Origin of the sequence: Streptomyces sp. NPDC004629 (assembly GCF_042873595.1) — a bacterium.
In the GTDB taxonomy this organism is placed as follows: domain Bacteria; phylum Actinomycetota; class Actinomycetes; order Streptomycetales; family Streptomycetaceae; genus Streptomyces.
The window spans coordinates 44,037-63,096 of record NZ_JBIALO010000029.1 but is presented as its reverse complement, the minus strand read 5'-3'; the positions used below and the strand labels follow the sequence as shown (position 1 = coordinate 63,096).

The 19,060-nt window shown below is 71.3% G+C and carries 21 protein-coding genes, 1 tRNA gene and 1 pseudogene; 6 read left to right on the top strand and 17 right to left on the bottom strand.

Annotation, left to right across the window (positions count from 1 at the left end; genetic code table 11):
• Positions 1–456 precede the first annotated feature (456 nt).
• Positions 457–538: transfer RNA gene (locus ACFYTE_RS33395), tRNA-Leu, on the bottom strand.
• Positions 539–1,001: 463 nt separating this feature from the next.
• On the opposite strand from ACFYTE_RS33395, the gene ACFYTE_RS33390 reads away from it, so the two are divergent.
• Both ACFYTE_RS33390 and ACFYTE_RS33385 read left to right on the top strand, forming a co-directional pair.
• Positions 1,002–1,418, top strand: coding sequence for a chaplin family protein (locus ACFYTE_RS33390; protein ID WP_388718736.1), 417 nt, complete (start codon positions 1,002–1,004; stop codon positions 1,416–1,418).
• A gap of 308 nt (positions 1,419–1,726) precedes the next feature.
• On the top strand, positions 1,727–3,244 hold the full coding sequence (locus ACFYTE_RS33385; RefSeq protein ID WP_388718734.1) for an LCP family protein: 1,518 nt from the start codon (positions 1,727–1,729) through the stop codon (positions 3,242–3,244).
• Positions 3,245–3,278: 34 nt separating this feature from the next.
• On the opposite strand, the gene ACFYTE_RS33380 is transcribed toward ACFYTE_RS33385, so the two are convergent.
• Complete coding sequence (locus ACFYTE_RS33380; protein ID WP_388718732.1) at positions 3,279–3,692, bottom strand: SsgA family sporulation/cell division regulator; 414 nt, start codon at positions 3,690–3,692, stop codon at positions 3,279–3,281.
• Between the two features lie 258 nt (positions 3,693–3,950).
• On the opposite strand from ACFYTE_RS33380, the gene ACFYTE_RS33375 reads away from it, so the two are divergent.
• The gene (locus tag ACFYTE_RS33375) at positions 3,951–5,180 is read left to right on the top strand and encodes a nucleotide sugar dehydrogenase (protein ID WP_388718730.1); all 1,230 of its coding nucleotides are present in this window, start codon (positions 3,951–3,953) and stop codon (positions 5,178–5,180) included.
• 16 nt (positions 5,181–5,196) lie between these two features.
• Here ACFYTE_RS33375 and ACFYTE_RS33370 read toward each other — a convergent pair whose 3' ends face one another.
• The 6 genes from ACFYTE_RS33370 to map all read right to left on the bottom strand — a co-directional run bounded on the left by ACFYTE_RS33370 (position 5,197) and on the right by map (position 9,241).
• On the bottom strand, positions 5,197–5,541 hold the full coding sequence (locus tag ACFYTE_RS33370) for an ArsR/SmtB family transcription factor (protein ID WP_388718826.1): 345 nt from the start codon (positions 5,539–5,541) through the stop codon (positions 5,197–5,199).
• A 155-nt stretch (positions 5,542–5,696) separates the two neighbouring features.
• On the bottom strand, positions 5,697–6,128 hold the full coding sequence (locus ACFYTE_RS33365) for an ATP-binding protein (RefSeq protein ID WP_388718824.1): 432 nt from the start codon (positions 6,126–6,128) through the stop codon (positions 5,697–5,699).
• Between the two features lie 768 nt (positions 6,129–6,896).
• Entirely contained in the window at positions 6,897–7,340 is a 444-nt protein-coding gene (locus ACFYTE_RS33360; RefSeq protein ID WP_388718728.1) for a hypothetical protein, read from the bottom strand.
• A gap of 66 nt (positions 7,341–7,406) precedes the next feature.
• On the bottom strand, positions 7,407–7,583 hold the full coding sequence (locus ACFYTE_RS33355) for a hypothetical protein (protein ID WP_388718726.1): 177 nt from the start codon (positions 7,581–7,583) through the stop codon (positions 7,407–7,409).
• 134 nt (positions 7,584–7,717) lie between these two features.
• The gene (locus tag ACFYTE_RS33350) at positions 7,718–8,386 is read right to left on the bottom strand and encodes a methyltransferase domain-containing protein (protein ID WP_388718725.1); all 669 of its coding nucleotides are present in this window, start codon (positions 8,384–8,386) and stop codon (positions 7,718–7,720) included.
• 72 nt (positions 8,387–8,458) lie between these two features.
• A complete protein-coding gene (gene map, locus ACFYTE_RS33345) occupies positions 8,459–9,241 on the bottom strand; it encodes a type I methionyl aminopeptidase (protein WP_388718723.1) in 783 nt (260 codons plus the stop codon).
• A gap of 66 nt (positions 9,242–9,307) precedes the next feature.
• Between map and ACFYTE_RS33340 the strand changes: the two genes are divergently transcribed.
• Positions 9,308–9,610: a helix-turn-helix domain-containing protein gene (locus tag ACFYTE_RS33340; RefSeq protein ID WP_388718721.1), complete on the top strand. Its 303-nt coding sequence runs from the start codon at positions 9,308–9,310 to the stop codon at positions 9,608–9,610.
• A 268-nt stretch (positions 9,611–9,878) separates the two neighbouring features.
• Here ACFYTE_RS33340 and ACFYTE_RS33335 read toward each other — a convergent pair whose 3' ends face one another.
• From ACFYTE_RS33335 to ACFYTE_RS33320, 4 genes are all read right to left on the bottom strand, one after another.
• The gene (locus ACFYTE_RS33335; RefSeq protein ID WP_388718719.1) at positions 9,879–10,043 is read right to left on the bottom strand and encodes a hypothetical protein; all 165 of its coding nucleotides are present in this window, start codon (positions 10,041–10,043) and stop codon (positions 9,879–9,881) included.
• Positions 10,021–11,175, bottom strand: a complete 1,155-nt coding sequence (amcB, locus tag ACFYTE_RS33330; protein ID WP_388718717.1) for a cyclophane-forming radical SAM peptide maturase AmcB — start codon at positions 11,173–11,175, stop codon at positions 10,021–10,023. Before amcB ends, ACFYTE_RS33335 begins: the two co-directional genes overlap by 23 nt.
• A 100-nt stretch (positions 11,176–11,275) precedes the next feature.
• Entirely contained in the window at positions 11,276–11,929 is a 654-nt protein-coding gene (locus tag ACFYTE_RS33325; protein WP_388718715.1) for a nucleotidyltransferase domain-containing protein, read from the bottom strand.
• Positions 11,930–12,061: 132 nt separating this feature from the next.
• On the bottom strand, positions 12,062–12,469 hold the full coding sequence (locus ACFYTE_RS33320; RefSeq protein ID WP_388718828.1) for a hypothetical protein: 408 nt from the start codon (positions 12,467–12,469) through the stop codon (positions 12,062–12,064).
• On the opposite strand from ACFYTE_RS33320, the pseudogene ACFYTE_RS33315 reads away from it, so the two are divergent.
• Positions 12,401–12,592, top strand: a pseudogene (locus ACFYTE_RS33315) (cupin domain-containing protein); the annotation flags it as partial. The gene ACFYTE_RS33320 and the pseudogene ACFYTE_RS33315 overlap by 69 nt on opposite strands.
• Here the strand turns inward: ACFYTE_RS33315 and ACFYTE_RS33310 are convergent.
• Positions 12,552–13,628: a GlxA family transcriptional regulator gene (locus ACFYTE_RS33310; RefSeq protein WP_388718713.1), complete on the bottom strand. Its 1,077-nt coding sequence runs from the start codon at positions 13,626–13,628 to the stop codon at positions 12,552–12,554. The pseudogene ACFYTE_RS33315 and the gene ACFYTE_RS33310 overlap by 41 nt on opposite strands.
• 70 nt (positions 13,629–13,698) lie before the next feature.
• On the opposite strand from ACFYTE_RS33310, the gene ACFYTE_RS33305 reads away from it, so the two are divergent.
• Positions 13,699–14,739 carry an NADP-dependent oxidoreductase gene (locus ACFYTE_RS33305; protein WP_388718711.1) on the top strand — a complete coding sequence of 347 codons (1,041 nt, stop codon included), beginning with the start codon at positions 13,699–13,701 and terminating at the stop codon, positions 14,737–14,739.
• Here ACFYTE_RS33305 and ACFYTE_RS33300 read toward each other — a convergent pair.
• The 4 genes from ACFYTE_RS33300 to ACFYTE_RS33285 are packed head-to-tail and all read right to left on the bottom strand — an operon-like array spanning position 14,726 to position 19,057.
• A complete protein-coding gene (locus tag ACFYTE_RS33300) occupies positions 14,726–15,832 on the bottom strand; it encodes an MSMEG_0565 family glycosyltransferase (RefSeq protein ID WP_388718709.1) in 1,107 nt (368 codons plus the stop codon). The two genes, ACFYTE_RS33305 and ACFYTE_RS33300, sit on opposite strands and share 14 nt — an antisense overlap.
• Entirely contained in the window at positions 15,829–16,692 is an 864-nt protein-coding gene (locus ACFYTE_RS33295) for a carbon-nitrogen hydrolase family protein (RefSeq protein ID WP_388718707.1), read from the bottom strand. Before ACFYTE_RS33295 ends, ACFYTE_RS33300 begins: the two co-directional genes overlap by 4 nt.
• Positions 16,689–17,537 carry a carbon-nitrogen hydrolase family protein gene (locus ACFYTE_RS33290; protein ID WP_388718706.1) on the bottom strand — a complete coding sequence of 283 codons (849 nt, stop codon included), beginning with the start codon at positions 17,535–17,537 and terminating at the stop codon, positions 16,689–16,691. Before ACFYTE_RS33290 ends, ACFYTE_RS33295 begins: the two co-directional genes overlap by 4 nt.
• Positions 17,534–19,057, bottom strand: a complete 1,524-nt coding sequence (locus ACFYTE_RS33285; protein WP_388718704.1) for an MSMEG_0567/sll0787 family protein — start codon at positions 19,055–19,057, stop codon at positions 17,534–17,536. The genes ACFYTE_RS33290 and ACFYTE_RS33285 overlap by 4 nt, the downstream gene beginning before the upstream one ends.
• Positions 19,058–19,060 lie beyond the last annotated feature (3 nt).

The following is a 19,060-nucleotide window of genomic DNA, read 5'->3' as shown; positions in this document are numbered from 1 at the left end:
TGATTTACTCTCAACACAGCGCCGATCTCTTTCCGTCAAAATCAGACAAACGTACTGCGGTATTCACCTGCGATATCCGATCTTGAACATCGAAACATTTCGCTCTGGACGTGCGGTCGCCGGGAGCGTTCCCCGAACCGGCGGGGAGTATGTGACGAAACGGCGGGGAGCATGTGCCCATGCCGGGTTTCGGACACTCTCACCCAGGGCGTATGCGCCAACGCCTCGCGCTGCCATACTGAACGGAATGCAATCTTCCGGCTGTTGCCGGCGGCTCCACCCTCACATGCTGCATGTGACATATCACTGTGGAATGAAAGAGCCTCTGCGCATTCCGTTCTCAGATCATCGAGCCGGCGGCGGGAGCCGAGAGCACCCCGCGGTCACCAGCGACGCAGCAGCGGAACCCGGAGCCGACGGGCGTATGCGCCCACGGATCGGGAGAATCATCTTGAGTAGGAGTGGAGGGATTCGAACCCTCACGCCACAGGACACCGGGACTTGAATCCGGCGCGTCTTCCAGTTCCGCCACACTCCCCAGCAGGCGCCCAGAATACCCTTTCTCCGGAGGCCGTGCGACACACGCCCGAGCCGTCACCACATTTGCCCGATCGTATGGGAAACAGTGGCGCGGCTCCGTTCTGCGGGACCAATTGCCGGTACGCGTGGACCAGTTGCGGAACTTTGACGCTGCGGGGTCCCCTGCCGCGCCATGGCAGGGGATCCCGGCGCTCTCTCCGGCACAACGCCGATGACGTTCTCAGGAAACCGCACATGCACCGAACGAGTGGTGAGCGCCGGCAATCCGGCCGGTACGGCGATGGGGATCGAAAAGACGTCAACCTGCGTTGCCGTCCCGCGTCATAACCCTTCTCGTAGGGCCTCTTTCACTACAGGCTGCCGAAGGCCGTGCCACGGCCCGGGTGCTCCGCATGGCTTCTTGAGCGAGTACAGACACGCAGCCTGTCCGGGAAGCGTCCAACCAGATCTGGAGACAATCCGTGCGCAAGATCATGACGGCTGCCGTCCTTGGGGCATCCTCCGCCTCGCTGGTCCTGACCAGTGCGCTGGGCGCTGCCGCAGCGCCCGCCGCCCCCGAAGACTCGGGCACCGGCTCGGCCCTGTCGGGCAGCCTGCTCCAGCTGCCGCTGAACATTCCGATCACGGTGTGCGGGAACACCATCAGCATCCTCGGCCTGGAGCCGCTGTCGTCCGGCGGTGACAACGGGTGCAAGCACGCGGCCCAGCCGCAGGACACCGACCCGCTCGGCGGCGTCGTCGGCGGTGTCGCCGGTGGCGTGGCCGACGGCGGTGCGCTCGGCGGTGTCGCCGGTGGCGTGGCCGACGTTCTGCCGGACGCCGGGACGGCCCCGGCCCTGGCCCCGGTCCCGGCGCCGGACGACCTCTTCCTGTTCTAGAACGACCGCGCACCACCGCGTCCTGACGTCCTGCCGCCGCTCGCGGCACGCGTCTGACGCATGCCTGACCGCGCCTTCCCGCCGTCGCCGCCGGAGCACGGGGTTCCCGTGCCGTGCGACGTACGGACTCATGGGCGCGGTGAGACACGAAGTTCCGCCGGGGCGGGGGTATCGGCCCTCGCCCCGGCCGTGTGGGGTGCGGCACGCCCGGCCCCGGCATCTGCCCCGTGCGTGCCACCGCCGTCCGACAGGGGCCCCGGGGTGTCGGCCGTCCCCTCCGTACCAGTCGGACGAATGAGGACGCTCGGATGACCACCACTGACCGGGCCGCGCCCTCCCGCCACCGGCGCCCGGAGGAACCGCACGGCCGCGGCAGAAGAGCGGCACGGCGGCGCACGGGAAGCCGGCTGCGGTCAGCACTGTTCATCGCGCTGACCTTGATGGTGCTCGGCACAGTCTGTGTGGGCTGGATCCAGCTGAGGCTGAACGGGAACATCCGGACCTTCGACGGGAACGGCCTGTCCGAGGACCGCCCCGACGCCGCCTCTTCCAAGGGCGAGAACGTTCTGGTCATCGGCTCCGACGCGCGCAATGACGGCAACAGCGCGCTGGGCGGCGGCCACACGGACGACACGGGCCGCTCCGACACCGTGCTGCTGCTGCACATTCCCGCCGATCGCAGGCACGCGGTCGCCGTGTCGATCCCGCGGGACACACTGGTCACCATTCCCCCGTGCCGACTGCCCGGCGGCGGGTGGACGGAAACCCAGACGAACGCCATGTTCAACGCGGCCTTCTCGGTCGGGCAGACCCAGAAGGGCAATCCGGCCTGCACCCAGAACACCGTGGAGAAGCTGACCGGACTGCATGTGGACCACACCGTGGTCGTCGATTTCAAGGGCTTCGCGGCGGTGACGGACGTGGTCGGCGGGGTACGGGTGTGTCTGCCGAACGACGTCTACGAGAAGGACCTCGACCCCAACCGCGGCACTCAGGGCGAGTTGCTGTTCAAGAAGGGCGAGCAGACCGTCTCCGGGCAGCGGGCCCTCGACTACGTCCGCATCCGGCACGGCATCGGCGACGGCTCCGACATGGGGCGGATCAAACGGCAGCAGGCGTTCGTCGCCGGTCTCGTCAAGAAGGTCAAGAGCGACGGGCTCACCCCGGCCAGGCTGCTGCCGCTGGCGGACGCGGTCACCAAGTCGATGACCGTCGATCCGGGTCTCGGCACCGCGCACAAGCTGATCTCGTTCCTCATGTCGCTGAAGGACATCGACCTGCACGACACCAAGTTCGTCACGGTTCCCTGGCGTTACCAGGGAGCGCGCGTCGCGGTCGTCCAGCCGGAGGCCGACCGGCTGTGGGCCGCGCTCAAGGCGGACCGTCCCATCGAGGACCTGGACGCCGGCGGCGGGAGGGACACGGCGACGACGGGTTCGAGTCCCGGTTCGCCGAGCGCCGCTGACACCGTCGTCGGAGCGGGCATCAGCGTCGCCCTCTACAACGGCACCGACACCTCCGGCCTCGCCGCGACCGCCGCCGCGAGGCTCACCGAGCGCGGCTTCACCGTCACCGGCACCGCGAACGCCCGCAGCCAGGACCACGCCACCACCGTGATCCAGTACGGCACGGGCCTGGAGTCCCAGGCCCAGACGGTCGCCGGGCTCTTCCCCGGGGCCCGGCTCCAGTCAATCGGCGCGCTGGGCATCAACGTGATCCTGGGCCGGTCCTACGCGGAGCCCGCCCCGGCCTCCGGGCCCGCACCGGTGACCGATGACATCCGGTCCGCCGATGACGACCCGTGTTCCGACCTGTCGTACGGCTGACCACCGTACGGCCCCCCTTCCCCGGCCGTCCCGCTCACACCCCGCCCACGAGCGAGGCCAGGCCGCGGTCGACGGCCAGGTCGATGTTCTCCTGCCCGAGGGCCACAGCGGCGAACGTGCGCCGCAGGAAGCGGCGCAGGGCATACGTGTCGAACTGGATCAGCGCCAGGCCCTCCGGCGCGTGGAACTCGACGACCGTATGGGCCCGGCCGCACGGCCAGATGTGCACATCGCCGTGACCGGCCGGCGCCGCCAGCCCCTCCTTCAGCAGTTCACGCGAGAAGGTCCAGGTGACGTCGGTGCCGCTGAGCGAGACGTCGGGCGGAAAACCGATGTGGACGGCGAACGGGTCGCCCGAGGTGTACCGCAGCGTGGCCGACACGGGCAGTTCCTGGCTCTCCGAGGTGATCAGTCGGGCGCGGGCGGGCTGCTCGATGGTGATGTCCATGGGTCCTTCTCCACGTTGAGGCCGACGCCGGCGTATGCCGACGTGCCCTTAAGACCCCCGAAGACGTCTCGTATTACGCGGAATCCGCAGAGATCAAACGTGATGTGCATCACTCACATTGTCCGCCATATGTCCATACTCAAGATCACTGCACCGTATGGGCGACCTATCGTCATATAGTCGCCGCCGCGGCCTCTTCCTATTACGAGCGACCACCGGCACGTATCCCGGGAAGGGAAACCAGTGAACATTGCTGTCATGGGGCAGGGACATGCCGGTCTCCCCCTGGCCATGGCCGCCGTCGAGGCGGGCCATCACGTGATCGGTTTCGAGCGCAACTCGCAGCGCCTTGAGCAGCTGCGCGGCGGCGTCTCCCCGATCGAGGACGTCTCCGACAAGACGCTGGAGGCGGCCCTGAAGTCCGGCCGGTACGAGGCGACCCGCGAGGAGGAGGCGCTGGCCGACTTCGATGTCGCCGTCATCTGCGTGCCCACACCGCCGACGGAACGGGGAGCGGATCTCGGCGCCGTACGGGAGGCGGCGGAGAGCCTCGCGCGGCATGTGCGCAAGGGCACCACGGTCATCCTTGAGTCCACCGCGCATCCCGGTACCACCCGCAAGATCGTGTGCCCGATCCTGGAGGCGCTCTCCTGGATGCGGGCCGGGATCAGTTTCCATCTCGGGTACAGCCCGGCACGCGTCGAACCGGGCGACGAGAGGTGGACGTTCGCCAACACCCCGAAGATCGTCTCCGGGCTCACCGAGAAGTGCCGTGACCAGGTGACGGCGTTCTACTCCGGCATCACACAGCACGTGGTGCCGGCGAACAGCCTCGAAGAGGCCGAGCTGGCCAAGGTGGTCGAGGACGCCTACCGGTATGTGAACACCGCGCTCGCCAACGAACTGTGCCGAGTGGCGCACACGTTGGACCTGGACGCCTGGCACACCCTCGACCTCGCCGGCTCGAACCCGGTCGGCCTCACGAAGTTCGGTCCGGGACCCGGAGCGGACGGCCACAGCCTGCCGGTCGATCCGCTGCACCTGAGCCAGCAGGACAAGGCAGGGCACAGGGAGGCGTTCCGGCTGGTCGAACTGGCCAAGGACATCAACGGGGCGCAGCCGGCCTATGTCGTCGACCGGCTCCAGGACGCCCTCGACACACGGCACGACAAGGCCCTCAAGGGCGCCCGCGTGCTGGCGCTCGGGCTCACCACCCGCAAGATCGGCGGCGCCGGCTCCCACCGGTCGCCCGCCGCCGAGGTGGTCGCCGAACTGGAGCGCAGGGGCGCACTCGTCGACGTCGTGGATCCGCAGCTCACGGAGGGGGCACATCCGCTCCGCCCCCCGCTGCCGTACCGGGCCTACGACGCCGCCGTGCTGCTCACCGCGTACGACGGATTCGACCTCGCGGCCATCACCGCGGAGAGCGAGTACGTGCTGGACACGCGAGGCGTCATGCCGCAGGCCGCGCACATCGAACGGCTGTGAGCACGAACCCCTGGGGCTACTGCTTCGTCTCCCCTTGGGCGGCCTGCAGGCCGGCGAGGAGTTCGGCCTGCCCGGCCAGCACGCCGGACAGGATGGTCCGGGCCACGCGCAGCAGGTCCGCGACATGCGGGCTGGTCAGCGAGTAGTACACGTTCGAGCCCTCCTTGCGGGTCTTGACCAGGTTCGCCCGGCGCAGCACCGCGAGTTGCTGGGACAGATGCGCGGGCTCGATCCCCACCTCGGGCAGCATCTCGCCGACCGCGTGCTCGCGCTCGCTCAAAAGCTCAAGGACGCGGATCCGCGCCGGATGACCGAGTGTCTTGAAGAACTCGGCTTTCAGCTGGTACAGCGGCGTACTCACCGCGCTGTCCCCTTCCCGGCCCGGCAGCTCGGCCGCACCGGCCGGACCTCGGTCCATCGCATCCACCCACTCGTCGACAGCATGAGCCCCATCCTCGCCTGCCACCGTGGCAGCACCGAATCCGCGTCCGCCGGGCCGCCGGATCGCGGGGCGGCTCACAGGGGCAGTGTGACCCAGATGCTTTTGCCTCCTCTGTCGGCGTCCATCCGCACGTCCGCGGTGCCGTCCAGGCCGAGGGTGAGTTCCATGACGGTGGCCAGTCCCCCGGAGCCGGTGCCGCTGCCGCTGCCGGTCAATGACGTGTACAGCGCCGGCTGGTAGGGGTGGCGGTCGTGGACGGCGAAGGCCAGGCGGCCGGGGCCGGTCGCGTAGACCACCGTGACCTGCGGGGAGAGAGCGGCGGCGTGCCGGACGCTGTTGGTGACCAGCTCGCTCAGGATGAGCAGGGCCGGGCCTATGGTGGGGTGGCGCAGGCTGATGCCCCATTCCGTCCACGCCAGCTCGGCCGTCTCGCGCGCGAGACGGACCGCGTTCGGCTCGGCGGGCAGGGTGAGCACATGCCGGTGGAGCAGGTCGTGCGGCTGCATAGGGGTCACTTCTCCGGACAGGTCGGACGCGGGCCGACGGCCGTCGTGGGGCGAAAGCAGGCCGGCCGCCGTCGTGGGGCGGAAGCCGGTCGCCGTGGTCGGGCGGAAACCGGCGGCCGCCGTCGGACGGAAACCGGCGGCCGCCGTCGGACGGAAGCCGGCGGCCGTCGTGGGGCAGAAGCCGGCCGCCGTCGTGGGGCGGAAGCCGGCCACCGCCTTCGGACGGAAACCGGTCACCGCCGTCGGACGGAAGCCGGCCACCGTCGTGGGGCAGAAGCCGGCCACCGTCGTGGGGCGGAAACCGGTCACCGGCGTCGGGCGGATGAGCGGGAACGGGGCGTGCGGGCCGTACGGCCGGCAGGCCAGGGTGCGCCGACCGTGGGCGGCGTCGTCGGCGCCCAGCCCGGACGAGACCCCGAAGCACAGCGCGAGCGGCGACGCCACGGTCGCCACCGTCAGCCCGGCGACCACGTCGCACCGCGGATCGCGGTGCATGTCCACGAGATCGCCGCGCCCGGGCAGCAGCGGGGCGACCCGGCCCCGGGCACGGCCGAGATACGTCTTCATGGCGCGGCGGCCCCCGGCCTGGTACGGCGGAACGGACACGTCGCCTCGACTTCCCTGACGGAGCCCCACCCCGGGGCGCACACAGCGGGCTGCGCCCACGGCTACCTGCGGGCGCAGCCAATACGGCACCTAACCAGTTGCTAAATCTAGCAATTCGCAGCCGGCTCAGGGCCCGCGGCAGGAAGCGCACGCCGACACCGCTCACTCGTCCTGTCGTCCGCGGACGAGGAGGCAGATCGCGTCGTGGATGAGGCGGTCGCCGTCCTCCGCGGAGATCCGGCGGGTGCCGATGCGGACGGCGACGCCCTGCATGGTGGCGGCGAACAGCAACGTGCGTCGGTACGGGTCCTGGGGTGCGAGTTCGCCGGCCTCGGTGCCGCGGCCGATCAGATCGCCGAAGGCCGCGAAGAGTCGTTCCGACGCGATGCGCAGCCCTTCGGGGGCGTCGCCGTTCTTCGCGGTGAAGGAGTGCCTGCCGGAGGCGAAGGAGCGCAGACGCTCTGGGGGATGGTCCGCGCTGGTGGTGGCCCTTGTAGGTGTCGGGGGACGCTCGGTGCGGCACTTCTGACGCAGAGTCGGGCCGACCGGATGAAGCGTATGGAGCTGGAAGCGGCCCATGCGCAGAGGCGAGAAGAGCGCCGGCACGCGGAGGAGCTTCGGCGGGCGCTGGTCGAACTGCTCCGCTCCTGCTGCACGTCGCTGAACACGGCCTCACGGCACTACATGACCGCTCAGGTCAATCTCCTGCACGCGCTGCGCCAGGACACGGGTGTCGACCTTTGCCTGGAGCAGCTCGAAGCCGGCCGCATCGCCCAGCGGGATCGCTGTGCGGAGGCTGAGATGGTGGTGCCTGACGAGGTGCTGGCGGCGGCCACGGCAGCCGGCCATCGGCTGAATACTGGCCGTGATGCAGCACCGAATGCGCCAGGACCTGGGAGTCGGGAGCGGCATGCGGGTCGAAGGTGCCGACTGAGCTGCGGAGTTGGCCCCGGGACCCGGTGCCGCTGCCGATCGCCCGGTTCTCAGCCGGGTCGCTTGGCCATGACGACCAGACCCGGCCCGCTTTGCTCATCGGCGGGGAGCCGTAGTTCGGCGACCGGGCGCAGTCCGGCCTGCTCGATCAGGTCCACGAGGTGTTCCGGCCGCCATTTGTGTGTCGTCCAGCGAACGGGTACACCTCCGTAGGCCTCGGTGCGCACCGCGTCCTCGTCGCCGACGTGTGTCGCGGTGATGAACTGTCCGCCTGGCTTCAGGGCGCGCGCGAACAGGGCGAGAACCTGAGGAAGGACGTCACGGGGGAGGTTGAACAGTGACCACCAGCCGAGCACGCCGCCAAGGGACGCTTCGCCGAGGTCGAGGTCGGTGGCAGAGGCGACGCTGAAGCGGCATTGCGGATGAAGGCGGCGCGCGTTCTCGATCATGCGCGGGGAGAGGTCGACCCCGGACACGTCGAGTCCGCGTTCGGCGAGGTAGGCGGTCACCGTTCCGGGTCCGCAGCCGACGTCGAGGACGGGTCCGAGTCCGCTCACGGTGTCGGCGAAGGCGTCGATCGATGCCTTGAGCCATGGATGGCTACGGATGTCGCCGAATCCCGTCGTCACCACCATGTGGGCGTAGTTGTCGGCCACGCGGTCATAGGACTCACGGACCACGTCGAGATCGGCTGGGCGGTCAATACGGTGGGCGCGCATCGACCAAACGATAGTGTGCGACGGCCTACTGGCGGGCTGCTCTTGCCAGCGCGGGCTGCTACGGCTCCGACCTCACGGCCGTGCCTGCTTCGGCAAGGTGAGGATGTCGGCTCCGTCGTCGGTGATGGCGATCGTGTGCTCACTGTGCGCCGTCCGGCAGCCCGTCGCGCTGCGCAGCGTCCACCCGTCGGCGTCGGTGACGAGTTTGGCGGTGTCCGCCATGACCCACGGCTCCAGCGCCAGCAGCAGCCCGGGGCGCAGTTTGTATCCACGGCCGGGCCGCCCGGTGTTCGCAACGTGCGGGTCCTGATGCATCGTCGATCCGATGCCATGACCTCCGAACTCTGTGTTGATCTGGTACCCCGCCTCGCTGAGGACCGTGCCGATGGCATGGGAGATGTCTCCGATGCGAGCCCCGGGCCCGGCGGCGGCGATCCCTGCGGCCAGTGCGCGTTCGGTAGTGCTGATCATCGCGACGCTCTCCGGGGGCTTCGCGTCGCCGACGATGAAGCTGATGGCGGCGTCCGCAGCGACTCCGCCTCTGGAGACGGCGAGGTCGAGTGTCAGCAGATCGCCGTCGGCGAGCGTGTAGTCGTACGGCCGTCCATGGAGCACGGCGTCGTTGACGGCCGTGCAGATGTAGTGGCCGAACGGGCCGCGGCCGAAGGAGGGCGCGTAGTCGACGTAGCAGGACAGCGCTCCCGCCTCAACGATCATGGCCTTGGCCCACCGGTCGATGTCCAGAAGGTTCGTGCCGACCGTGCTGCGGCTCTTCAGCGTCTGGAGGATGTCAGCGACCAGGGCGCCTGTGTCTTTTGCTCGGACCAGCAGGGTGGGGTTCAGGATCTCGATCATGCGGCGTCCTTCTCACGCGACCAATAACTATACCGGCCATACTATACCGGTACTAGAATCGGAGTCATGGTCAGACTGCCGCTCACTCCCGCAGAGGTCGAACGCGGACAGCGCCTCGGCGCCCTCCTACGCCGGGCCAGGGGGGAACGCTCGATGCTCGACATCGCGCTCGACGCACATGTCTCACCGGAGACCCTCCGGAAGATCGAGTCGGGGCGCGTGGCCACCCCTGCCTTCCCAACCATCGCGGCGATCGCCGATGTCCTCGGCCTCTCGCTCGATGCGGTGTGGGCCGAGATCAGCCGGCCCGAGCATGACGCCACACCGGCCACCTCTGCTCACACCACACCCGAGCGGCTGACCGCGTAAGCCTCCGTCGTCGGGCCGGCGCTCGGTCGACGGGCGCAGCAGGGAGGTGACGGTCTCAGCGGCGATCGCCTCCCCGTTCACGTATCGCGCCCTGACTTCGGGGTCCCAGGAAGAGCTGACGTGCCGCGTTACGCGGCCGCGGCACGCCGCTGATATCAGCCGACCTGGCCGCTGGGACGGCGGACGCCGTGCGACACGGTGGTGCGTTGGTGTCGCTGCTCGGTTCCGTGCCGCAGGCGCGCCGCCAAGTGGACCGATCCGGCCGGGGTCAGACCCGGGGGCGCAGGTAGGCCCAGCCGAAGATGCTGGCGGTGTCGTGGAGTTCGCCGGCGTGCGCGGTCGACCGGGCGAGCTGGTCGCGGCAGGCGGTGATCCGTTGGGCGAGCGGGCTCGTGGCCGGTGCGGACTTTTCAGAGACGTGTACGTTCGGCATAGCGGAGGATTCCTTCCATGAGACTGATCTTGCTGGTTCGGCAGTAGTCGGTTTCGGTGCTGTCCAGGCGGCCGGTCTCGAAGTACTTGTTGGCCACCTGGCCACCGCGGCAGTAGGCGAAGTAGTCGCAGTGCTCACGGCAGTTGGTCACGCCCGCCAGGGCCTCGGCGACCCAGGGCACTTCCGCGGCCCGGGCGGCCAGCACGGTCAGGGGGGTGTCGAGGACGTTTCCCGCGGTGAAGGGGCCGTGCCGGTCGGAGCGGAAGCCTGCCAGCTCGGCACCGAGCGGAAGGAAGTCGCCGTCCCAGGTGACCATGGGCAGCGGCATGACGGGGCGGTCGGCGCGAAGTGCCGCCGCACCGGACAGTTCCTCGCGGATGTAGGTGTAGGCATGGTCCAGCTCTCTGACCTGGATCCGGGGGTCGGCCTGCCAGCAGGCGGCGAGTTCCTCCCAGAACGCCACGACCGAGTGCTCGGGGTCCTGTCCGCCCGCGTATACGCCCTTCTTCTCGGCAAGGTTGACGCCGAGGTCGTCGCAGCCCAGCTCGCAGGCGAACCGGTAGAGGTCGGTGGCGGCTCCCGGGGACACATCGGCCACCACCGCGATCATGCCGAAACCGATGCCGGCCTGCCGCAGCATGGCGATGCCGCCCATCGCCCGCTGGGTGCTCGGCCCGCCCGCCCAGTCCACGCGTGAGGCGTTCGCTTCCCCCGGGCCGTCGAGGCTGACGGTGACACGGACGGGAAGGGCGGCGAACACCTCGCACCATGCCTCGTCGATGAGCGTGGCATTGGTCTGCACGGCGTGCACCACCGGATGTGCCTCGCCCGTCCCGAAGGGCTCCGTGAGGGACCGGAAGTAGGCCGGGCCCGCCGCGAGTGGTTCGCCGCCGTGCCACACGACGGCAACCGGGCGCTGCCTGGACCATTCCCTGACGCCTGCCGCCACTGCCTGCGCGACCTCTGTACTCATCCGCCGCGACATCTTCCGGTCCGGCAGATAACAGTACGTACAGTCGAGATTGCACAGCGTCGTCGGCTGCATCAGCATCACCGAGGGCACCTCGGCCAGCTGTGCAGTGCCCGTTCGGACGGGCTTCTCGTCAGCGGTCCTGGCCTGAGTAGCGCACACGCCTTGAGCGTAGGTCCACGCCGCCGCGCCCAAGCCCGGTTCCCCGTCGGACCACTCATTCGAGCGATCACACCCGCACAGCACACTCACGCACCGAACGTCACGGTCCGTGTACCTGCCCCGCCAGCTCCGCGAGCCACGGATGCCCGGGATGCACGCGCTCCAGCCATTCGCCGAGGAGGCCGCGCCGTGCCCGGCCCAGCAGCGGCAACACCCCGTCGAAGTCCGCCTGGTCCTTGGGCCGTGGCGCTTTGGCTTTGAAGAGCAGTACCAACTCCGGCACCAGGTACGGGATCCCGTCCGCCGTCCGCTCGATGATCGCGTCGTAGGGCAGCCGCAGTCCGTCGTCGCGTCGACAGATCCACGTCCCGCCCTCATGCGGCTCGCGGAAGACGTCGAACAGGAACTGACCGCTCGCCGGATCCCGTAGCCAGGTCTGGTGCGTGGCCGACAGCGCCTCGGCTCCCGCCCCCGGCCAGACCCGTCCCGAACCCACCGCGTCGAACACGTACTCGGGGAAGCGGTCCCGGATCTCCCGGAAGCCCGCCGTGGGCACGGCGATCTCCAGGTCGCCGTGCGGCCGTGACGGCCCGCCGCGGAACAGATCCAGCGCCCACCCCGCCGCGATGCACCAGGGCGCACCGACCCCGCCCAACCGCTCCGCGACCTGTTCCGGTCGCCAGGCGTCCGTCCATCGGGCGTCCAGTTCGTCCGCGTCCAGCACAACGCCGCCGGGCGGCAGGCATTCCGTCATCGCCACAGCGTACTGCCGCGCCCTACCCGGGTGTCACCGCAGGCGTCGTCCTCGCAGGCGGAGGCGGCGCGCACGGCGGCCGGTGGGCCGTGCTCGGTTGCCCGGGTGCCGGTGGGTGCTTCGGGGTGGTGCTCATCCGGTGCTCTGCCCGACGATCGGGTCCAGTCCGTGACGCCGGTCGCCCATGACTTTTTCGCAGACGCGGGCCTCGGATCCGGGCGAGAAGGGGTCGTTGTGGGCCTGCACCGCGTGACGGATGTCCTCGGCGATGAGGTCGGCGTTGATCGCTCCCGCGGCCGTCGAGCCGGAGGCGGCCGAGCCGAGGACGTTCGCGTTCGGGTCGGCGAGGTTGCCCGCGACCCACACGCCCGGTACCGGGGTGAGACCGGTCGGGTCGGCGGCGATGTACGCGCCGAGCCCGCTCGGATGCGGGCTCGGCGCAAGGCCGAGCGGAGCGAGGACCTCCGCGCGCTCCGCGTCGTCCTCGGCGGCAAGGACGTCGTCCTCACCGACGGCGAAGTCGCCGAATTCGACACCCATCTCCCCCACTGGTTCGGCAACGCCGACGAACGCTCCGTGGAATTCCTCAGCATCCTCGGCCCGCAGGGGGAGCGCGTCCACATCAGAGCCCGCTACCGCCCTGACGGCCCCCACCCCCGGTGAGCAGCCCCGCAGGCTGGGGCGCGGTCGAGGCCGATGCTTCCCCGGCGTCGCCCGCGGCCGGGCCCGAGGCACGGAAGGTGCGCCGGTACGCCGACGGGGCGACCCCCGCCTCCGCCGCCAGGTGCCGCCGCAGCGAGGTGGCGGTGGCGAAGCCGACCTCGTGGGCGACCCGTTCCACCGGCAGATCGCTGGACTCCAGCAGGTGCCGCGCCCGCCGCAGCCGCTGCTGGGTCAGCCAGCGGCCGGGGCTCATCCCGGTCTCCTCCCGGAAGCGCCGGGCGAAGGTGCGGGTGCTCATCGCCGCGTGCGCGGCCAACTCGTCCAGCGACAGCGGCAGTTCCAGTCGCCGCAGCGCCCAGTCGCGGGTCGGTCCTGTGCCGGTTCCGCTCGCCGGCGGCAGCGGCCGTTCGATGTACTGCGCCTGCCCGCCGTCCCGGTACGGCGGCACGACACAGCAGCGGGCGACCTGGTTGGCCACCTCGCTGCCGTGGTCCTGGCGCACCAGGTGCAGACAGACGTCGACACCGCTCGCCGCCCCCGCGGAGGTCAGCACGTCACCGTGGTCGACGAAGAGCACACCGGCGTCCAGCTCGACCCGGGGGAACAGCTCCCGGAAGTGGTCGGCGAGCGCCCAGTGGGTGGTGGCCCTGCGCCCGTCCAGGAGACCGGCGGCGGCCAGCAGGAAGGCACCGGTGCAGATGGACACCAGCCGGGTGCCGGGGCGGACGCGAGACAGGGCGGCGAGGGCCCGTGGGTCCGGGGCGGCGGCCGAGGCCCGGGAGACCGCGTACGGAGGGATGACCACGGTGTCCGCCTCGGCCAGCACCTCGGGACCGTGCCCGGGGGTGACGGTCAGGTCCGAGTCGGTACGCACGGGCTGCCCGTCCACGCTCGCGGACAGCACCTCGTAGCGGCCGCCGGCGGACCCCAGAACCCGGTGCGGGATACCGAGTTCGAAGGGATAGACGCCGTCGAGGGCGAGGACGACGACCTTGTGGGCGCCGGAAGCGCGGCGGGCAACAGGGTCGATATGCATGGCAGGAATGTATCGGAGGCTGACCTTCTTGCCATCGCCCGGGGCCGGACCGTACGGCCAGGATCGAGGCATGACTTCGACGAACACCCCTGTGAACCCCGACTCCCCGGACCCGGCGGCCGCCACGGACTCCACCGACCGCGCCGCCGCAGACCGCGCCGCCGCGGACGGCGCCCCCGTGATGCTCGCCCTGCACCAGACGGCCCTCGGCGGCCCAGAGGTCCTGCGGCTGACCGAGCTTCCGCGGCCCGCGCCCGGCCCCGGGGAGATCCTCGTCGCCGTGCACGCGGCCGGACTCAACCCCACGGACTTCAAGCACCGCGCCATGAGCATTTTCCTGCCGCCCCCGCCGCTGACCCTCGGCTGGGACGTCTCCGGCACCGTGGTGGAGACCGGCTTCGGCGTCACCCTCTTCCGACCCGGTGACGAGGTGTTCGGCATGCTGCCCTACCCGTACGGGGCCGGCTCCCACGCCGAGTACGTGACCGGCCCCACCCGCGCCTTCGCCGCCAAGCCCGCCGGGATCGACCATGTCCAGGCGGCCGCTCTGCCGCTGGCCGCGCTCACCGCCTGGCAGGCCCTCGTCGAGACCGCGGGCCTGCGGGCCGGGCAGCGCGTGCTGATCCACGCCGCGGCCGGCGGTGTCGGTCATCTCGCCGTACAGATCGCCAAGGAGCGCGGCGCGCACGTCACCGGGACGGCCAGCGCCCCCAAGCACGCCTTCCTGCGCGAACTCGGCGCGGACGTCTGCGTCGACCACCGCTGCGAGGACTTCACCGACACCGAGGAGCGCTACGACGTCGTCCTCGACACGCTCGGCGGGGAGACCGCCACCCGTTCCGTGGGCGTGCTCCGCCCCGGCGGCGTGCTCATTTCCCTGGTGCCGCAGGCCGAGGACACCCCGGCCGCGGCAAAGAAGGCACAGGTCCGCGCCGTCGGCCTGCTCGTCGAGCACGACCAGGCGGGGATGCGCGCCATCGCCGAACTCGTCGACCGGGGCAGGCTCCGCGCCCACGTCTCCGGCACCTTCCCCCTCGCCGAGGGCGCCCGTGCCCACGTCCTGGGCGAGACGGGCCGCACCACGGGCAAGCTGGTCATCACCGTGCGCTGAGACGGGACCGGTCACTGGCCAGGCTGCGGTACAGGGCCACATGGCGTTGGGCCGTCTCCGTCCAGGTGTGGCGGGCGGCGAGTTCCCGTCCGGCCGTCCGGCGGTCCTGGTCGTCGTCCGTGAGCGCCGCGGCCAGTTCGCGGGCCAGGTCCCCGGCCGTTGTGGCGAAGCGGGCCGCAGGGCCGAACACCTCGCGCAGCACCGGGAGTTCGCGGACGACCAGGGGAACGCCCGCCGCCAGTGCCTCCATGGCGGCCAGTCCGAAGCCTTCCTTCAGGGACGGGAAGGCGAACGCGTCGGCCGCTGCCACCAGGGGCGGCAGATCGTCGTCCGGTACCGCCCCCAACAGGACCGGCTCGACGCCGAGTTCGGCCGCCCGCCGCTCCCAGCGGCTCCGGTAGTCGCGGTAGTCGAAAAGGGTCTCGCCGCCGGCGATGACCAGCCGTACTCCGGGGTGTCCGGCGCGCAGCAGGGCGTACGCCTCCAGCAGGTCCATCGAGCCCTTGCGGGGTTCGATGCCGCCGACGGTGAGGAGGTAGCGGCCCAGGCGGGAGCGCCAACGCGCCCTCGCCGCCGGGTCGGTGCCGGCGAAACGGGCGTAGGCCACCCCGTTGGGGATGACGGCGGCCTCGATGCCCCAGCCGTCCGCGAGTTCGACGGCCACGGCCGTCGACACGCACACGTGCGCGTACGGCTCGACGATGGCCCGTTCGTGGCAGGCGGCCAGTTCGGGGGTGGTGAAGTGGTCGATGTGGTGGACGGTGCGGATACAGGCCGCGTCGACGGCGTTGGCGCTGATGCAGTCCTGGGCGTGGACGATGTCGTAGGGCGTGGGGTCGAAGGCGGCGCGGAGGGTGGCGATGGAGCGCAGGACGCGGGCGCCGACCGTCTCGTCGGCGGGCCCGTCGGCGAAGGGCACGATCCGCAGCCGTACGGCGGGGTCGACCGGGCGGAAGAAGCCCGCGTCGCCGCCCCGGCCCAGGGTCCACACGGTGACGTCCTCGCCCAGCACGGCGAGGGCTTCGGCGAGGGCCAAGGTGTGCACGACGCCGCCGCGTGGCTTGGTGGAGTAGCTGAGCAGGGCGATCTTCACGAGGGGTGCTCCCGGAGGCTGGTGGGCGACGGGGTGTCCCGGTAGGCGGCGGGGCGACGTTCACCGAGGTGGCGCAGGACCCGGCGGGCGCGGTAGATCTCCGCGGCCACGTCGGTCTCGGCGACGGCGAGGCCGGCCTTTGACCAGGTGCGGGCGAGGATGTCACCGCCGGGGCCGACGACCTTGGCCTGGCCGAGGAAGCGCATGCCGCCCATGGCGCCGGTCTGGTTGGAGGAGGCGAGGACGACCTGGTTCTCGGCGGCGCGGGCCTGGTCGTACAGGTCGAAGAGCTTGGCCTGCCGGTCCTGGGCCAGGCGCGGGGCGCGGTTGGTGATGCTGGTGGGCCAGGCCGACAGACAGGCCAGGACCTCCGCGCCGTCCAGGGCCAGGGAGCGGGCGGACTCGGGGAACGTCTTGTCGTAGTCGATGAGCATGCCGAGGCGGCCGACGGGGGTGTCGAAGGCCTCGAAGCGGTCGCCGGCGCAGTAGGCGGCGACCTCGCCGGCCGGCAGATGGACCTTGCGGTGGCGGCCGAGGACGCCGTCGCCGCTGACGCACACGGCCGCGTTGTAGCGCACGCCGCCGCCGTCCTCGCAGTAGCCGACGCACACCACCATCTCGGCGGCCAGCCGGGCGACATGGCGGATCAGCGGGTCGTCCGGCCTGAGGGCCGGGGGCAGCGCCTCGGGGTCGGGATGGCGCAGATCGGCGAGGTAGCCACCGAGCGCGGCGTCGGGCAGCACGAGCAGCCGCGCGCCCAACGCCCGTGCGTCGTCGATCAGTTTGGCGATGCGGGCCAGGTCGAACTCCAGGTCGCGGCCGAAGTGGGCGGCCGCGGCCGCGATCCGGATCGAGCTCATGCGGTGACCGCTCCTGCGTACGTGTAGGTGTCGGGCCGCCGGTCGCGCAGGTGCCCCATGGAGCGGCGGGCGGTCTCCAAGGCCTGGACGACGTCGAGTTCGGCGACGGCGACACCGGCTGCCACCCCCGTGTCGGCGAGGATCTCGCCGCCCGGGTCGACGACCTTGGCGCTGCCGACGAAGCGCAGCGAGCCGAACGTGCCCGCCTGGTTGGCCGACAGCCACACGATCTGGTTCTCCAGGGCGCGGGCCCGGTCGAACAGATCGAAGCGGCGCTTCCAGCGGTCCTGTGCGAGATCCGCGGCGGGACTGGTGCGCGCGCCCGGCCAGGCGGACACGCACACCCCGATCTCGGCGCCGTCCAGCGCCAGCGCCCGCGCCGACTCCGGGAACGCCTTGTCGTAGCAGATCATCATGCCGATCCGGCCGACCGGGGTGTCGAAGGCGTGGAAGCGGTCACCGGAGGCGTACGAGGCGTCCTCGCCGAGCGGTTGGTGGACCTTGCGGTGATTGCCGAGGACGCCGTCCCCGCTGACGCAGACGACGCTGTTGTAGCGGGCGTCGCCGGCGGCCTCGCAATAGCCGGCGACGACCGTCATCTCCCCGGCCAGGGACGCCAGTCGGCGGATCTCGGGGCCGTCGAGGGCGAGCGCGGGCGGCCCCTCGTCGAGCGCGGTGTCGTCGTCGAGGCTCAGCAGATATCCGCCGAGACATGCTTCGGGCAGCGCGAGCAGTCGTACGCCCTGCCTGCGGGCCCGACCGATCAGCTGCTCGGCGATCGCGAAGTCCTCTTCCAGGTCGCGGCCGAACTCGGCGGCCACGGCCGCCATGCGCAGGGCGGTCATGCGGCTCCCATCCCGGTCACCGTCGAGGCGACCGCTTCGGTGATCTCGCCGTCGGGCCAGCGCAGCCCGACGCCTTCTCCCCCGGTCAGCTCGCCGCACACGGCGTCCGTCGCGGGGCCGGCGGGCAGCGGTGCGGTCCCAGGCGGGTCGGTGGTGAGCATCGCGAAGCCCGGGAAGCAGGTCAGCCAGTCCCCCATGGCCGCGGTCCGAGGGCGGGGCACGGCGGCCACGTCGAGGACCGCCCGGCAGCCGCTCGCCTCGGCGAGCATGCCGAGGCTGCCGGCGATCCCGGCCATCGAGACGTCCTTGGCGGCCGTCGGCCGGGCGGCGGCCACCGCGCCGGTCATGGCGCGCAGTTCGTCGGTGCGGCGGTGGCTCGTGGAGTCCCACTGGCGGCCCCGGTATCCGCGTCGCCAGCTGCCGCCGAGGTCGGCGGTGAGCCGGACGGCGTGGCCGGGCCTGCCGCCGCCCCCGGGTACGGGATGCGGGGCGCGGCCCAGCGCGGTGACGGACAGCGCGCCGGGGACGCCGAGCTGGGTGTGCCCGCCGAGTACCGGCACGCCGTAGGCCCGCGCGGCACGGTCCAGACCCGCCAGCACCCGGGCCGCGTGCGCGGCGTCCCGGGCGCCGACCGCGTCGAGCAGACCGAGGGGTGAAGCACCCATCGCGGCAAGGTCGTTGACGTTCACCAGGACGGCGCACCAGCCCGCCCAGTCCGGGTCGCGCTCGACCATGGACGGCATGATCGCGTCACAAGCGGCGATCACGTCGGTGCCGGGCAGGGGCGCGCCGTCGTCGCCGACGAATCCCGCGCCGCCGAGGACGGCCCGCGACGCCCTGCCAGGGGCCCCGCCGACCGGGTCCCAGGTGGCGCCGCGGGCCGCCGGTTCGAGGAGCCCGCCGAGCAGCGGGCCGAGGGCGGACTTCACGGCCGTCTGGTCCGCGATCCGGCCGATGGGCCAACGCATCAGCAGATGTGGCGTGTTCGCGACCGCCACCGGCCGCACGCAGTGCCAGCCGAGCCGCCGGAACAGAGGCTCGTTGCGCGCCTGGACGGTCGCGTCGAAGCGCAGCACGCCCTCGGCCTCGGCCCGCGCACACGCCGCCCGCACCAGTGCCGCGCCGATGCCCTGGGCCCCGCGGGCGCGGGATGCGACGACCAGCCGGCCGCCCGCCCACCACCCGAGGTCGGGTCCGTCGGCGACCGGCCCGAGCCGCACCCCGCCGACGACCGTGCCCGTGGCGTCCTTGGCGACCAGGACCAGTGTGCGCGGATCGGCGTCCCGGTCGTCCAGGTCGTGGCCGGAGAAGAGGTTCTGTTCGTACACGAACACCTCCCGGCGCAGCCGCCGGTACGCCGCCCGTTCACCGCGCCCGCACGCCTCCTCGATACGGAACGGGGTCTCGCGCGCGAGGGTGCTCCGGTCGCCCAGCAGGGCGAGGATGTCGTACGGCCGCTCCGTCGCCGGCAGCCCCCGCGTTCCCGTCGCCTGCGGTGCCGGGGATCCGTCGAGCAGCACGCT